The following is a 15396-nucleotide window of genomic DNA, read 5'->3' as shown; positions in this document are numbered from 1 at the left end:
ATTCGGTTCCAGGGAAGCAAGGGAGTGGCAGGCTGACGATGTTAGTCGAAATGCAATCTGCGTATACTGCATTTTCCTCATTGCCGAATGAACGTTATGCATCATGACCTGCGTCGTCTCGACCTGAACCTGCTGCTCGTATTCGACGCGCTCGTGCGACACCGCTCGGTGACGCTGGCGGCCGACGAGTTGTCCATGAGCGCATCGGCGTTGAGCCATGCGCTGGCGCGCCTGCGCGATGCGCTCGCGGACGAACTGTTCGTGCGCGTCGGCAATGAAATGCGCCCGACGGCCGCCGCCGAACGCATCATGCGACCGGTTGGCGAGGCGCTCGATCTGCTGCATGCGGGGCTCGCGCCGGTGCGTCAGTTCGATCCCGCCGCGAGCGAGCGCACATTTGTGTTCGCCGCGACCGACTACACGGCGTTCGCCATCCTTCCTGCCTTTATCGCGCGGATGCAGCAGGCCGCGCCGAATGTGCGTTTCAAGGTGGTGTATTCGCGCGGGCGGGAGTCAGCCGACGAACTCGCTTCCGGGCGCATCGATTTTGCGCTCGGCTATGACGAAGAGGCGTTGCCGTTGCCCGCCGGTGTCGAAAGCGCGGACTGGTTTTCCGATGAATACGTGGTGATCGCCAGCCGTCAGCATCCGTCGATTCGTCGCAAGCTGAGCATGGCGCAATATCTCGCCGCGCAGCACGTGGTCGTGACACCGTGGGACGAGTCGCGCGGCTCGATCGATCTCGTGCTCGACCGCCTGGGCGTGGCGCGCGACGTGGCGGTGCAATTGCCGTCCGTGCTCGTCGCGCCTTTTATCGTCGCGAATTCCAGCCTGCTGATGACGGTGCCGCGTCACGCCGCGCGCGTGTTGCGCGATGCCGCGCCGGTGACGATCTATCCCACGCCGTTCGCTCCGCCACGTTATACGCTGAAGATCTATCAACACAGGCGGCACGCGGGGACGCCCGCGCATCAATGGATACGCGATCAGTTGCTGCGGTCCGTGCCCAGTCGGGTGGGCTAAAGCTCATCCGTTTATTGCCGTTAACTGCTTATTGTTCGCAAGAAATGAGAGGTCGGGGGAGTGGGTTGCAATAGCAATAGCAATAGCAATAGAACGAAAAGAACGGGAATTAACGCGATAGTCATGATCATGGGGTGCTCGCTGGCAACTCAGGCAGCCCATGCGATCGCGCAGACCAAGGTCCATCACGTCCAGCAAACGCATCATTCGAAAGTCTCGGCGGAGTCGCACGAACATCACCGGCCTGAGCGCTTCCAGCACGTTGGGCACTCGAAACACGAGGAACGGGCGAAACGCGCGCGTGGGGTGATGACCCATCCAGAGGCGCGCCGATATACGCATCGCGTGCGCTTTCACCAGCACCCGATTCACCACGGTCCATGGGCGCCCCGCGCGGTTCACCATGTTCATCGGGCGCGATCCGAACAGGAAATGTGGCCCACCCAGACTACACACGCTCCCACGTGGGTTCTCCCTCCCGTCTGCGAGCAGGTCGTGAACTACACCGGCGCGTGCCAGCCAGCGGTGCTGGAAAGTCTTCGCGTTCTCGGTGTCCAGGCGCCGAATGTGGAAGACCGTGAGCGGATGGCCCAGCATCTCCAGTCGATGCTGGATCGCGAGGGCCTGGACCGCGTGCAGGCCGAATGCCAGTCTTTATTGGCGGAGGATCAGCGAAAGATCGGCGGGCTGCAGACGCTGCTGGCGCGCGCCCATGTCGTCCCCCCGGATGACTGCTCCCAGGCGGTTCAGAATCTGGCCGGCGAGCAACTGACGGCTCAGGCCAACGCGGCTCAGGTTCAGTCTGCGTCCGCTGCCGCGGGTGCGTCGGGCGCTGCGCAGGCGCCCGTGGCCTCGTCCGGACCGCAGAACGTGCAGCCCTAGAAACGGTGCTGTTCACCAATCCTGGCGGGTCTCCAGTGCCCGCAACCGGCTGCCTGCTTCCCCGATCTGCGGGATAACGCGTAGGCACGCCCGACTTGCATCCGTGAAATTGCCGTGCTAATTTTTCATGAAATTTGCACGATAAAATTTCACGGATGCCGCCATGTTCGTCGAGTCGACCCAGCATGTTGAGAGCTACTACGCCCAAACCCTGCCAGCCGCCGCGCCTGCGCGCCCGGCGCTGGAAGAGGATTGCGATGTCGATGTCCTGATCGTCGGCGCGGGGTTTAGCGGCTTGCATACGGCGCTGCGGCTGGCGCAGGCGGGCAAGCGCGTCGCCGTGGTGGAAGCCAGCCGTGTGGCGTGGGCCGCGTCTGGCCGCAACGGCGGGCAGGCGCTGCTCGGCTGGTCGTGCGATATGGCGCCGCTCGAGCATTCGCTGGGCGTCGAGCGTGCCCGCGAGCTATGGGACAGCATGCGCTGGGCTGCGCGCGAAGTGCGCGAGCTGCCCGCGCGTCATGGTTTCGATATCGATTACCGGCCGGGAAGTCTCTGGGCCGCCGTGAAACCCAGCCGCGTTGCCCTGCTCGACGAAGCACGCGACGAAGCCGCGCAGAAGTGGGGCTACGACGCGCTGCGCGTGATCGAACAACGCGACATGCCCGAGTGGATCGGCAGCCCGCGCTATCGCGCCGCGCTCTACGATCCCGAGGCAGGGCATCTGAATCCGCTCAAACTCGCGCTCGGCATCGCGGCTGCCATCGAACAGGCTGGCGGCAAGATTTTCGAGCAGACGCGTGTGCAGTCGTGGCGCGAAACGTCGTCCGGCTTTATCGCGACCACCGCGCAAGGCACGATTCGCGCCGATACGCTCGTGCTCGCCTGCAACGCCTATATCGATCGCCTCGATCGCGAACTCGCGCGCCGCGTGCTGCCGGTCGGCACGTATCAGGTGGCGACCGCGCCGCTCGATCCGGCGCTCGCGCAGTCGCTGCTGCCGCGTAATAGTTGCGTGATCGACAATCAGTTTGTACCCGACTACTTCCGCCTGAGCCCTGATCATCGGCTGCTGTTTGGCGGCGCATGTACGTATCTGGGCGGCATCCCGAAGGATATCCGCGCGGCGATTCGCCCGAGCCTGGACCGGGCGTTTCCGCTGCTGCGCGATGTCGCGCTCGAGTTCGCGTGGGGCGGCCATATCGATATCAGCATTCGACGCACGCCCGATGTCGGTCACGCGCGCGGGCGTTATTGGTTGCAGGGTTTTTCCGGGCACGGCGTATTGCCGACGCTTGCAGCGGCGCGCGCGGTATCCGATGCGATCCTCGGCGATACGCGCTTGCTCTCGCACTACGAGGCCATCCATAATCCGCGATTTCCGGGCGGCGACGCGCTGGCCGCGCCGCTGGAGGCGCTGGGCAAGCTCTGGTATCGCCTGCGCGACGTCGTTTGATGGAGTAAAACCGGCATGGACAGGCAGGAAGAGATCGAAGGGCTCGCGATCCTGATTCGCGATCTGCGCAAGCACAAGAAGGTCACGCTGGCGGAACTGGCGGAGCGCATCGGGCGCTCGGTGGGTTTTCTTTCGCAGGTCGAGCGCGGGCTGTCGCGGCCGACCGTGGCGGATCTCACCGCGATCGGCGAGGCGCTGCAGACGCCCACCACGTATTTTTACAGCGTCAGCAAGCCGCGCGCGTTGCCGTGGGTGACGCGACCAGCTGAGCGGCGCACGCTTTATTACGGCGGCGGCATTACGGACGTGCTGGTGTCGCCGAGCATGTCGTCGGGCTTTTCGATGCTGGAAAGCCTGCTGGAACCGGGCGCGACCAGCGGCGAGCGCCCGGTGGACGATAGCGACGAGCAGGGCGGTTTCGTGCTCGACGGCGAACTGACGATCTGGCTCGACGCCGATGGCGAAGCCGTCACGCTCAAGACCGGCGACAGCTTCCAGCTACCTTCGCGCTGCCGCTTTAGCTACGCGAATCTTTCGGAGCAGCCTGCGCGCGTGCTCTGGGTTTTCACCTGATCTAGCCGTTTCAGCACGCATCGCACTGCATGCGTGTTTTCTTGATGATCTGCATTCCTGATTAAAAAAATCTCACTCGCGCCAACAAGGACCCTGACGTGACAGCCATCGCCTCCGATCTCCTGAGCGAAGTACGCGCCTTTCGAGCGGCGCATCCCGACGTGCAATACGTCGATCTGATCAGCCTCGATCTGCCGGGCCATTTCTACGGCAAGCGCTATCCCATCGGCATGCTCGAAAAAGTGGCCGCGGGCGCGATGCTCAAGCTGCCGCAGAACACGATCCTGCTCGGCGCTCAGGGCGGCGTGTATCCGATCGGCGATTATTGCTTTCACGACGGCGATCCAGACGCGGCGCGCCGGCTCGTGCCGGGCACGCTCAAACGGGTACGCTGGGAGCCGCAACCGCTCGCGCAGATGCTCATCACGTCGGACGGCACAGCGGCGCCGATCGGCTTCGAGCCACGCGAAGTGCTCGCGCGCGTGCTGAAGCGTTTCGCGCGGCGCGGGCTCAAGCCGGTCGTTGCCTTCGAGCTGGAGTTCTATCTCTTCGACGCGAAGCTGCGCGAAGGTTTGCCGCAACACGCGCGCGACACGCTGAGCAACGACGCCGACGATCAGCCGAACATGCATATCGAACGGCTTGCGCGTTTTTCGCCGGTGCTGCACGAGATGGTGGAGGCGGCGCGCGAACAGGGTGTCGACGCAACGGTCATCACCGCCGAACTCGGGCCGGGGCAGTTCGAGATCAATTTCGGCCATTGCGACGATGCGTTGCGTGCCGCCGACTGGTCTGCGCTTTTCTGCCGCAGCACGCGCGGCGTCGCTTTGCAGCACGGCTATCGCGCGAGTTTCATGTCGAAACCCTGGCTCGACGCGCCGGGCAGCGGCATGCATGTGCACGTCAGTCTTTACGACGAGGCGGGGCGCAACGTGCTGGCGGCGAATGAGCGGCGCGGCTTGCGTCATGCCGTGGCCGGATGTCTTGCGCTGCTGCCGCATTGCATGCCGATTTTCGCGGCGAATCACAACGCGTTTCGCCGCTACGGAGCGATGGTCAACGCGGCGAGCCGGGCGAGCTGGGGCTTCGAAGATCGCGACGCCTGCATCCGCATTCCAGAGTCGGACGAGGCGAATCTGCGCATCGAACATCGCCTGGCGGGCGCCGACGCGAACCCCTATCTGGTGCTCGCGGCGATCCTCGCGGGCATCGAATCCGGCCTCGACGCGGGCCGGGAACCCATCGCGCCGCTCAACGAAAACCGTGCAAGCGGCGTCGATTTTCCCGGCGATATGCTGACCGCCGTCAGCGCGATGCGGGGCCACGCAGGGGTGCGCGAAGCGCTCGGCGAGGACTTTGTGATGGTCTATTGCGAAAATAAACGTCAGGACCATCTCGATTTTATGCACGCGATTGCCGCACGCGAATACCGGTGGTTTTTGTAAAAATACGCGAAATAGTCACTAAATAGGCGAGAAAATCGCCTTGCATGAATCATTCCCGGTGCTCGCAACCGTCTGTAAGCCCCGTGCGTGTTACGTTTCGATATGCAACGCGATTTGCCTGTTTTGCCCGCGTGAGGTAGGGTATGCAGGTTTTCTCAACTCAACACAGGTAGCAGATGAACAAACAGGAACTCATTGACGCAGTCGCCGCAAGCACGGGCGAGACCAAGGCAGCCACGGGCGCGGCAATCGACGCGATCCTCGAAGTGGTCACCAAGGCGGTCACGTCGGGCGATTCCGTGCAGCTCGTCGGCTTCGGTTCGTTCTCGACCGGTCAACGTGCAGCACGCGTCGGCCGCAACCCGGCCACCGGCGCTGAAATTCAGATCGCCGCTGCCAAGACCGTGAAGTTCACGGCTGGTAAGGCCTTCAAGGACGCAGTCAACGCGTCGTGATGCCGGCAGCCGTCGCACGGCGCGCACGCTGGATGGCATGACAGGGGCGGCTTCGCGCCGTCCTTACATGTGATCTGACGTGCGCCTTTCGCGTGGCCGCAAGCTACGCACGTGCGTCGGCATGACGTATCACAAGCCGGGAGCGAGGCGCTTTGCGTCGCGCTCCCGGTTGCCGTTTACGTCGGAATTTGCTTGCTATTGGCGCGGCAGTAGCGCTTAAAGCTCGCCCTTGCGCGGCTTGTTGCGCAGATCCACCGACTCCGCACCATTGCGTGCGAGTTCGTTGCGCCGGCGCTTCGCCTCGTACATCGCCGCGTCCGCGGCACGCAACATCAGTTCCACACTTTCGCCTTCCGCACAGCTGTCCCAGCCGAGCGAAAAGCTCAAACGCGGGCCGCCATAGAACTGGTTGTTCAGTTCGACCAGCTTGCCGATGCTATCCGCGACAATTTCCGCGTCGCGCGCGTCTGCGCCCGGCATCAGCACCGCGAATTCGTCGCCACCGATGCGCGCCGCGTGATACGGCTTCTGGATGGCTTTCGCGAGCACTTCGCCTGCACGGCGCAGCAGCGCGTCGCCAGCCGCATGACCCAACTGGTCGTTGACGGCCTTGAGGTTGTCCATGTCCAGCACGATCGCGCTGACCGGGAACGGCCCTTTGCGCTGCAGACGGTTCAATTCATCGACGTAAAACGAGCGGTTCTTGAGCTTCGTCAGCACATCATGTTTGCCGAGGAATTCGAGGTAGGCTTCGGCTTTCTTGCGCGCCGTGATGTCCGTGAGCGCGAGCAGCACGAGATCCCAGCGCTCCTCGTGACCGGGAAAAACCGAAAATTGCAGATGGACGTTGAGCTCGCTGCCGTCGAGCGCGTAGTTGATCACCTCGCGCTGCTGGAACAGGCGGCCTTCCCATAGATCGAGCAACTGCTCGCGAAAATGCGGGCGCATTTCATCGCGGAAAATCTGCGGCAGGCGCGCGAGCAGGGTGGCTTTGTCCGGCGCGCGATACATGCCGAGCGTGTAGTGATTGACGTCGAGCACCTGGATTTCGCTCATGCAGCGCTCGACGAACTCGGGATGCACGTCGGTAAAAGTGCGGAAATCGACGATACCCTGCATGCGCACTTCGTCCAGCAACTCGCGGATCGCCGAAAAATTCTCGACCCAGAGCGACACCGGCGCGTGTTCGAAAACACCCAGCGCGTATTGTTCGCTGGCCGTCGCGCGATGACGGGCTTCTTCGAGCGCCGAAACATCTTCGATCGACACCAGCACGCGGCTCCAGTCGTTTTCATGGCCCGGCAGGATCACGCCGCGCAGGAGAATGTCCATGCGCCGCCCGCCGAGCGTGTAATTCACGCTCTTGCTTTCGAAGGTGCTGCTGCCTTGCCACATCTGTTCGAGTTCGCCCACGTGCGCCTGGAACATGTCGTCGCGCAGGACTTCGGCCAGATGTTCGGTCAGTTCGTCGTGGCTGCGCGCGCCGTAGAGCGCGAGCGTATGGCGGTTGACCTTGAGTACGCGGATGCAGGCCGAGCATTCGGCAACGCGGCGCGGATCTTCTTCGAGCCACGCGCGTATATTCGTCACGCCGCCTTCGCGCCAGCGCTCGAACAGGGCGCGTAGCTGGCTATAGTCCTCAAGCCACAGCGAAGTGGGGGTGACGTCGAAGAAGTCGAGCAGATCGACGCCCATACTGGCAAAGCTGGCGGCGGTGGCCGGAGTGCCTTGTTGCATGTCGTTTGCGCAGAAAGAGGTTGAGGCGCGGCACGGAACGCGCCGCGCGCACTACCCGAATCCTACCCGAATACCGGACGCATGAAACTGCGTTCATAACTCACGATGCAGCGTGTGTCGTTTGCATACTGGAACGCCGCCTGGCAGTCGGCGTCATGCTGCGATTGCTGGCGATAGGTTTCGTAGGCGGCGAGGCTCGGGAACGAGAACAGCGCGAGCGCGATATTGTTCGCGCCTTCGCTGGGCAGAAAATAGCCGTGATGCTGGCCGCCGAAGCGCTCGACCAAAGGAATCCACATCTTTGCGTAGGCTTCGAATTCGGCGAGTCGATACGGGTCGATGACGTAGCGCAGCGTGCAGGTGATCATGATCGGGCGATGGCCTCGGTGGTTTGGGTGATCTGCGATTCTAGTTCGATCCGCACAAAATTTTGCTCGGACCAGCGCGTGATGCTGGCCGTCATGATCTTTCAACGATTCCCTTCTCTGTCATAGAATCGGTTATGGACATTCGTTATGTGCAGAGTTTTGTCGCCGTGGTGGAGAGTGGGTCCATCGCCGAAGCAGCGCGACGCCTTGGGCTGACGGCAACTGCGGTTGCCGCGCGGATTCGCTCACTCGAAGAAAGCCTGGGAACCACGCTGATTCAACGCTCAGGACGCAACGTTGGACCCACTGCCGAAGGTGTAAAGGTGTTGGATAGCGCGCATGCACTTCTTCGCGCCGTGAGGGACATGCAGGCCATTGCACAAGATGGCCAGATGCAAATCGGCGAACTGAGGGTGGGCGTGTTCCAGTCGGCGATGGTCAGCATACTGCCGTCGGTCCTGCAGGGTGTGTATGCCACGTATCCCGATCTGAAGATTTTTGTCGATACGGGAAGTTCGGTCGACCTTTGCAAGAAGGTCTGCGCGGGTGAGCTCGATGTCGCCATCGTTGTCGAGCCACAATTCGCCATGCCCAAAACGTGCGAATGGCATCCGCTGACTGAAGAGCCACTAATCGTGGTAGCGCACGAATCGATGAGAGGGCGTGATGCCCACGAACTTCTGACTTCCGAGCCATTCGTTCGTTACGCTCGTTCTGTCCTCGGCGGTCAATTGGCCGACCGCTACTTGCGAGACAACGATTTACACCCGCGGCAGAGACTTGAAATTGACGGATTGCTCGCCATCGCGACGCTCGTGGCCAAAGGGCTGGGCGTATCGTTGGTGCCCGACTGGCCTTCGTTATGGACGAGCGGGCTTGCGATCACGCGTATTGCGCTCCCCGAACGCGCACCGGTACGTCGTATCGGACTTGTGATCGCACGACATTCACCGCGATTCGCGCTGGTGAAGTTGTTCGCGCAGGCAGCCGCGAGTACTTTCAACCGGCCTCATGACGACGCACTGGCGTGAAGCGCGCCTGCGCGGAGAAGCCGCAAACATCACGGCAGGGCACGCGCCGGTGGTTGAGCGACTCGCTTCGTAAGCTGGCGCGGTCCGAGGCATCGTGTGTTGCCCCGGACCTGCATGTTCATTCGGTTGGAGTGTCTTTCTGAAGGCTGGCTGCTCGCAGGAAGTCGAAGTCTACCCCTTCGTCCGCCTGCGTTACGGTTTGCAGGAAGAGCTTGCGGTAGCCACGATCCGCCGTCGGTCGCGTAATGGGCGTTTCCACTGCGCGCTGTTTCAACGCTTCATCGGCGACGAGAAGCGATACCTCTCGATTCACGACGCTGAGACGAATGCGGTCCCCGTTGCGAACATAGGCCAACGTTCCCCCTGCGGCTGCTTCGGGCGTAACGTGCAAGACGATCGTGCCAAATGCGGTTCCGCTCATCCGACCGTCGGAAATTCGGACCATGTCTTTCACTCCGGTACGCGCGAGCTTTCGCGGGATGGGGATGTAGCCGGCTTCCGGCATGCCAGGCGCACCCACCGGTCCGATGTTCTTGAGCACGAGGATGTCGTCGGCATTCACGTCCAAGGATTCGTCGTCGATGCGATTGATCAGGTCTTCGACGTTTTCGAACACAACAGCGCGGCCCTCGTGTTCCATCAGTTTCGGGTCGGCAGCAGACTGTTTAATGATTGCGCCGCCCGGAGCGAGATTGCCGCGGAGAACGGCCAGGCCACCTTGTGGGTAGATCGGTTGCGAAAAAGACCGCACCACATCCTGCTGGAACCCTTGACCACTTGCCTCAATCTGCTCACCCAGCGTGTGACCGCTTACCGTTAATGCATCGAGATGCAGAAGCGGCTTCAGCTCGCGAAGCAGGGTGGCGACGCCACCTGCCTTATGAAAATCCTCCATATAGTGCTGCCCCGTCGGCTTGAGGTCGAGCAGGACGGGCGTTTCCTTGCCCATCTGGTCGAGCGTATCGAGGTCAATCTTGTGACCAAGGCGGCCGGCGATCGCGCTAAGGTGCACTATCGCGTTGGTGGAGCCGCCGATAGCGAGCAGCACGCGCATTGCGTTCTCGAACGCCTTTGGCGTGAGTATCTTGTCGATGGTCAATCGTTCTTTTGCAAGCGTGACGGCGGTCGTGCCGGTTTGCTCTGCCACGCGGATACGGTCGGCCGTTACCGCGGGAGGCGTTGCACCGCCAGGCACCGTCATGCCCAGGGCTTCGGCGATACATGCCATGGTGCTCGCCGTACCCATGACGGAGCAAGTGCCCACGCTCGCAACGAGTTGGTTATTGACGTCGTCGACCTCTTCCTGGTCGATTTCGTTCGCACGGAACTTGCCCCAGTATCGGCGGCAGTCCGTACATGCCCCCACACGTTCGCTCCGATGCGAGCCCGTGAGCATGGAGCCAGTGATAAGTTGAATGGCGGGCATACCGGCCGAGGCGGCACCCATCAATTGGGCAGGCACCGTTTTGTCGCAACCGCCGATCAGTACGACCGCATCCATCGGCTGCGCGCGAATCATTTCTTCCGTGTCCATCGACATCAGATTGCGCAGATACATCGACGTCGGTGACGAGAAGCTCTCGTGAATCGAGATGGTCGGAAAGTCAATCGGCAAACCGCCTGCGAGCATGACACCCCGCTTCACCGCCTCGACGAGTTGCGGCATGTTTCCATGGCATGCATTGAAGCCGCTGCCGGTGTTGACGATTCCGATGACCGGACGGTCAAGCGCCTGATCCGTATAACCGGCACCTTTGATAAACGCTTTGCGAAGGAACAGCGAGAATCCCTGGTCACCGTAAGAGGTCAACCCGCGCTTCATGCCAGTAACATCGGCGGGTGTTTGCGGACTATCTTTTTTGTCAGCCATGACTTTCTCCAAAATTTGCACTTGCTATCTGCCGCTTAATCTTTCGATTCGTCACGTCAGTGAAACGGACTCAGTCAGATGTAGAGGGCGGTTGACTCATGTCGATGAGGTGGCTGCGTCTGCATTCCGATATGCAGCCTCGGCCGCTTTCTGCAAACCTGCACGCGTCATCGGTTCACCACCTTGGCCGGAAGGAATACCAGAATCAATACCGCAGAGAGCGTCAGGCTTCCCGCGACAAGGTATAAGCCGGAGGTCAAGGAGTGAGTCTCGGTTTTTAGCCAGCCCATGACCGAAGGGCTGACGAATCCGGCGAGATTGCCGGTCGAATTGATGAGCGCGATACCGGCCGCTGCGGCGGTGCCACCGAGGAACGAGGTGGGAAGCGCCCAAAACATCGGCAGGGCGGAAACGATGCCCGCTGCAGCGAGTGACAGGCCAATCATCGCGGGCACAAGCTGATGGTCGCTGAGCGCACAGAGACAGAATCCCATCGCAGCTACGAGCGCGGGAGCGCTAACATGCCAACGACGCTCGCGCATACGGTCGGCACTGCGCGCAACCAGAATCATTGAAATGAGCGCGCAGGTGTAAGGAATCATCGTGAGCAAGCCGACCGTCAGCGGGTCATTGACGCCGGACGCCTTGATAATGGTCGGCTGCCAGAAACCGATTGCGTACGATCCCATGATGATGCCGAAAAGGATAAGACAGAGTAGCCAAACCCAACCGGACGAGAATGCATCCTTGACCGAGCCATGAGTGCGACTGACCGCGTCGCCGTCGATTTCCCGTGTGATTTGCGCTTTCTCTTCGCCACTGAGCCAGTTCGCGTCTTTCACGCGGTCGTCGAGAAAGAAGAAGACGATGATGCCAAGCGCGATTGCCGGCATGGCCTCGATAATGAAAAGCCACTGCCAGCCGCTATGACCTGCGACTCCCGCGAAAGAGTGCATGATGAATCCCGAGAGGGGACCGCCAAGCATGCCGGAGACCGGATTGCCGGCCGTAAGCACGGCCATCATCTTCCCGCGCCGATGGGAAGGAAACCAGTAGGTCAGGTACAGAATCATGCCGGGATAAAACCCAGCTTCTGCAACGCCTAGAAAGAAGCGGACGATGTAAAACATGGTCGGCGTGGTAACCCACGCGGTAGCGAGCGAGAGGATTGCCCAGGTCACCATGATGCGCGCGATCCAGCGGCGTGCACCCACACGATGAAGCAGCAGATTGCTAGGGACTTCGAACAAAAAATAGCCGACAAAAAACAGGCCTGCTCCAAGACCGTAGACTGCCTCGCTGAAGTTGAGGTCGTTCAGCATCTGGAGTTTGGCAAACCCCACATTCACCCGGTCAAGGTAGGCGACCACGTAACAGACGAACAGAAGCGGCATGAAGCGCCACGCTGCTTTTCGAAACGTAGCATCCGCGGATGTGCGCGTGGCATCCGCAGGTATGGCTGGATGTGAGGACATCGTTGTCTCCTGATTTATCGTCGTGATGGGCACGCGACGTCGGCATGCCGCCCCTCGTGAGCGGAGGCGTTCGCCTGCATTGTTGATGTTCGTATCTCGCTGGCCAGGTACTGCGTTCAGCGGCTTACGATCCGTGTCGAGAATATGCAGGAGCGCGTGCCGGCATTGAAGTCGATGGCATTGGGTTCAGAACGAAAAGATTTTTCGGTGTGCCACGGTCGGCGGTATCGATTGGGGACAGAACTCGCCGTTTTGGCCGCGCCTCGTGCCGTCGCCGTTTAGCTATACGTTGGCGCGCCTGCCGGGATGAGCACGATGAATCGTTACAATGTCTCGCTGAGTTCTCTGCGACAGAATCGAATGCGAAATACCTTGACCTCCTTTTTCTGGAGCGGCGACGCCATCCGCAGTCGCCGCGTCAGTGACATCGTTTTATCCGGAACGCTCGATCTGCCGGCGCCTTCTGCGGCCGTGCTTGCGGATTGGCAAAGAGAAATAGATGTGCGGCTCGCTCTGGAGCCTGGAGATGTCGAGGTGATGCCGCTGGCGCGCACGCAAATGCGCTGGCCGGACTACAAGCGCTGCGTGCAGGCGACGTCTGAGTGGACCGGCACCCTGGGGCTGCCCGCACTGATTGCAGATTGCGACATGGCGCTGATGGGCTGTCGTGGCGCGAGGTATCACCACGACGGCGAACAATACGGCGGTAACGCCTTCTGCAATCTCTTCCTGACGGAAGATAAGGGTCTGGATTTGCACTTTCCCTTGACGGGCCAACGCATTCCCATCAAGCGGGGAACAGCCGTAATTTTCGATCCGGTTCAGCCGCACGGGGTCATTCAGCGCAGCAGCGACAGTTTCTCGGCGGCCGAATTCGCCCCGGGCCAGGACTTTGCCCAGATTTTCCTGACGTGGGAACTTCCCATCGAAGACGCCAATATTGCTAGCGCGCTGAAGATCGCTTTCGATGTTGCTCCCTCGACGTCGCTGCAACTCGAGAATGAGCAAGTCTGGTCTAACGGCTCACCAGCCGCCGTGTGCCCGGAATCGGGCCGCTTGCTTCGCGTTGACTAGCATTCGAGTCACGCCCGGTAGCGTGTGAGTGCGCTGACCTAAATCGGAACTCGCGTGTGGTCGCCCGCAGGTCCGCGCGGTGCCAGGAAGCGGACGTTCTGCGACAGAGGGATCTGTACAGGAAATGTCTGGGAGGACAGCGTCGGAAGCAGCAGGGTGCTTGTGGCGATTTCGTCGCGCCATTTTCCTTAATGGCAGCTTTCAAGGACGTGGCGATAACCGCAACGATGCGCTGGAACCTTCGATTCTATTCGCTTCTCTGCGTACAGCAAGGCATCCGTTGTTTCGAACGCAAACCCCATGTACGTTGTCCGGCAGCTTTGTTCCGGTTGTGCAACGATAGCCGTGCAACTCGCAACGGTCTGCAGGTTTTAGATAGCCGAACGGGGAGGATAGATGAGAGAAGATGCCACGACATTATTTGTCGCTTCCGAGGACATTGGCACAGCGCTGAATTTGCTGGAGAGCGTTGAGATTGAGGTCGGCTTCGATAGCGACGATCCGGAGAGCGTCGAGCAGGCGATTCTCGCTGTCGAGGAAGCGATCAATACTCGCCTGATGGCCTATCGTGGAGACGATCGCATTGAATCCGCGATTCTTCGCGTCAAGTTCGACTTCCGGTGCGCAATACTTGACCACGCCTCGTCCGAGGATGCCGATGAGGAGGAGATCAGCAGCGTTCACTTCTTGCATTGACGATCGCGGGTGGGGACCAGATGAACCGCCACGGAGAGCAGAACTGGAACCCGACGCCGGATGCAACTGTCCGGGCGGCAATCCCGCATGGGGGTGCCGCCCGGATAACGCGTTCGTTTTCTGCGAAGGACAGCGATTGCTACGCGCGATGCCTTACGTTCTGCGGAATTGGTTGAGCAGCGGCAAACCCAATGCAACAACCAGCCCCATCGCAGCAGCGGCTCGAAACAGTGCTGCTGTGTTGCCTGGCGAATATTGCATGAAAGACGGTATGCATTGCCCTGCAAAAATAGCCATCGAAAGCGCCGCGAGCGCACTGCCGCGCCTATTTTCCGAGCTGATTTCAACCGTCAAATGATTCACTAGAGGCACCGAAAGACCGAATCCAGCGCCCAGCGCAACAGCACCGCAGAAAAATGCCGGTAGTGCATCGGAGACCGAAAATATTGCGTGTGCAACGGCGTAGGAAATGAACGCAACGAAGAGGGTCGTATTCGATCCCGCACGCGATGCCAAGCGAGGCATGAGCGCAGCAAAGCCCACGGCTACCAATGAAACGAACGCAAGGAAATAGCCCGTGAGCGCTTCTCCAATGCCGATTTCGTGAAAGCGAAGGGGCAGGACGATGACACCCACAAAGAAGCACCCCATCGAGAAGAATGCCGCGCAGTAGACGCGCAGCAATTCCCTGGGCATACCCGCAGCATCTTGCTCAAGTGTCGGACCTGCCTGTTTCGGTTGAACCGGAATGTAGCGCAGCGCCAGCGCCAGGAGGACCCATGCGAGTGCGTATTGTGAGAACGGATACCACCAGCCGCGTGACGCAAGCCAACCGCCGATCGTCAGGAATATGACGCCGCCCAATTCAATCGCCATGCCTTGACGGGCAATCATGGCTAGCCGTTGCTGACCGTCGTAAAAGGTCGAGATGAGCCCCGTGCCCGTCGCCATCACCAATGCGGTTGCCCCGCCCAACAGAAACCGGTCGATGAGCACGACGTACGGGCCGTGAAGCAGGGGCGCCGCCACTCCGAATGCTCCGTAAAGAAAGAGTCCCAACAACAGACCCGGACGCAGGCCGACTTTATCGACCAGTCGGCCCGCCACGGGACCGAGCACAACGACACCCACGGAAGGCATCGTCACAAGCCAGCTTTCCAGGCCTTTCAGGCCAAGCTGGTGAGCCACGACGGGCAATCCCGGCACAATCGCGCTGCCGACCATGATGGTCAGGCATGCAGTGGCCAAAAGAACAAAGGCCCCGGACGGCCGGAGCAAACGAGATGAAGCGGACATGATTGGCAACCTCAATTA

Annotated in this window: 15 protein-coding genes; 9 read left to right on the top strand and 6 right to left on the bottom strand. The window is 60.8% G+C overall.

Going from position 1 to position 15396, the window contains the following annotated elements:
- The first annotated feature begins 96 nt into the window (after nucleotides 1-96).
- Nucleotides 97-1023 carry a LysR family transcriptional regulator gene (locus G3N59_RS23915; RefSeq protein ID WP_205985269.1) on the top strand — a complete coding sequence of 309 codons (927 nt, stop codon included), beginning with the start codon at nucleotides 97-99 and terminating at the stop codon, nucleotides 1021-1023.
- A 3-nt stretch (nucleotides 1024-1026) separates the two neighbouring features.
- Here G3N59_RS23915 and G3N59_RS23910 read toward each other — a convergent pair whose 3' ends face one another.
- Nucleotides 1027-1434: a hypothetical protein gene (locus G3N59_RS23910; protein ID WP_205985268.1), complete on the bottom strand. Its 408-nt coding sequence runs from the start codon at nucleotides 1432-1434 to the stop codon at nucleotides 1027-1029.
- Between the two features lie 84 nt (nucleotides 1435-1518).
- Between G3N59_RS23910 and G3N59_RS23905 the strand changes: the two genes are divergently transcribed.
- From G3N59_RS23905 to G3N59_RS23885, 5 genes are all read left to right on the top strand, one after another.
- On the top strand, nucleotides 1519-1905 hold the full coding sequence (locus G3N59_RS23905) for a hypothetical protein (RefSeq protein ID WP_205985267.1): 387 nt from the start codon (nucleotides 1519-1521) through the stop codon (nucleotides 1903-1905).
- Nucleotides 1906-2068: 163 nt separating this feature from the next.
- On the top strand, nucleotides 2069-3358 hold the full coding sequence (locus tag G3N59_RS23900; protein WP_205985266.1) for an FAD-binding oxidoreductase: 1290 nt from the start codon (nucleotides 2069-2071) through the stop codon (nucleotides 3356-3358).
- A gap of 15 nt (nucleotides 3359-3373) precedes the next feature.
- On the top strand, nucleotides 3374-3931 hold the full coding sequence (locus tag G3N59_RS23895) for an XRE family transcriptional regulator (protein ID WP_205985265.1): 558 nt from the start codon (nucleotides 3374-3376) through the stop codon (nucleotides 3929-3931).
- A 98-nt stretch (nucleotides 3932-4029) separates the two neighbouring features.
- A complete protein-coding gene (locus tag G3N59_RS23890) occupies nucleotides 4030-5376 on the top strand; it encodes a glutamine synthetase family protein (RefSeq protein WP_205985264.1) in 1347 nt (448 codons plus the stop codon).
- 176 nt (nucleotides 5377-5552) lie between these two features.
- Nucleotides 5553-5831 (top strand): HU family DNA-binding protein, encoded by a 279-nt coding sequence (locus G3N59_RS23885; protein ID WP_027818693.1) that lies wholly within the window; start codon nucleotides 5553-5555, stop codon nucleotides 5829-5831.
- Nucleotides 5832-6047: 216 nt separating this feature from the next.
- Here the strand turns inward: G3N59_RS23885 and G3N59_RS23880 are convergent, their stop codons facing one another.
- Complete coding sequence (locus tag G3N59_RS23880; protein WP_346777923.1) at nucleotides 6048-7568, bottom strand: GGDEF domain-containing protein; 1521 nt, start codon at nucleotides 7566-7568, stop codon at nucleotides 6048-6050.
- Nucleotides 7569-7630: 62 nt separating this feature from the next.
- Nucleotides 7631-7936, bottom strand: coding sequence for an NIPSNAP family protein (locus G3N59_RS23875; RefSeq protein WP_205985263.1), 306 nt, complete (start codon nucleotides 7934-7936; stop codon nucleotides 7631-7633).
- A 134-nt stretch (nucleotides 7937-8070) separates the two neighbouring features.
- Between G3N59_RS23875 and G3N59_RS23870 the strand changes: the two genes are divergently transcribed.
- Nucleotides 8071-8967 (top strand): LysR family transcriptional regulator, encoded by an 897-nt coding sequence (locus G3N59_RS23870; RefSeq protein WP_205985262.1) that lies wholly within the window; start codon nucleotides 8071-8073, stop codon nucleotides 8965-8967.
- A gap of 118 nt (nucleotides 8968-9085) precedes the next feature.
- Here G3N59_RS23870 and G3N59_RS23865 read toward each other — a convergent pair whose 3' ends face one another.
- Nucleotides 9086-10837 carry an IlvD/Edd family dehydratase gene (locus G3N59_RS23865; RefSeq protein ID WP_205985261.1) on the bottom strand — a complete coding sequence of 584 codons (1752 nt, stop codon included), beginning with the start codon at nucleotides 10835-10837 and terminating at the stop codon, nucleotides 9086-9088.
- Nucleotides 10838-11004: 167 nt separating this feature from the next.
- Nucleotides 11005-12312: an MFS transporter gene (locus G3N59_RS23860; RefSeq protein WP_205985260.1), complete on the bottom strand. Its 1308-nt coding sequence runs from the start codon at nucleotides 12310-12312 to the stop codon at nucleotides 11005-11007.
- A gap of 315 nt (nucleotides 12313-12627) precedes the next feature.
- Here G3N59_RS23860 and G3N59_RS23855 point away from each other — a divergent pair, with 315 nt between their 5' ends.
- Together G3N59_RS23855 and G3N59_RS23850 are read left to right on the top strand one after the other, a co-directional pair.
- On the top strand, nucleotides 12628-13386 hold the full coding sequence (locus tag G3N59_RS23855; RefSeq protein ID WP_241023887.1) for a hypothetical protein: 759 nt from the start codon (nucleotides 12628-12630) through the stop codon (nucleotides 13384-13386).
- A gap of 396 nt (nucleotides 13387-13782) precedes the next feature.
- Nucleotides 13783-14082: a hypothetical protein gene (locus tag G3N59_RS23850; protein WP_205985259.1), complete on the top strand. Its 300-nt coding sequence runs from the start codon at nucleotides 13783-13785 to the stop codon at nucleotides 14080-14082.
- A 153-nt stretch (nucleotides 14083-14235) separates the two neighbouring features.
- Here the strand turns inward: G3N59_RS23850 and G3N59_RS23845 are convergent, their stop codons facing one another.
- Entirely contained in the window at nucleotides 14236-15378 is a 1143-nt protein-coding gene (locus G3N59_RS23845) for an MFS transporter (RefSeq protein WP_205985258.1), read from the bottom strand.
- Nucleotides 15379-15396 lie beyond the last annotated feature (18 nt).

Source organism: Paraburkholderia sp. Ac-20340, assembly GCF_017104965.1.
Taxonomy (GTDB): domain Bacteria; phylum Pseudomonadota; class Gammaproteobacteria; order Burkholderiales; family Burkholderiaceae; genus Paraburkholderia.
Note: the sequence above shows the minus strand (reverse complement) of the source record. Positions and strands in the feature narration are given on the sequence as shown.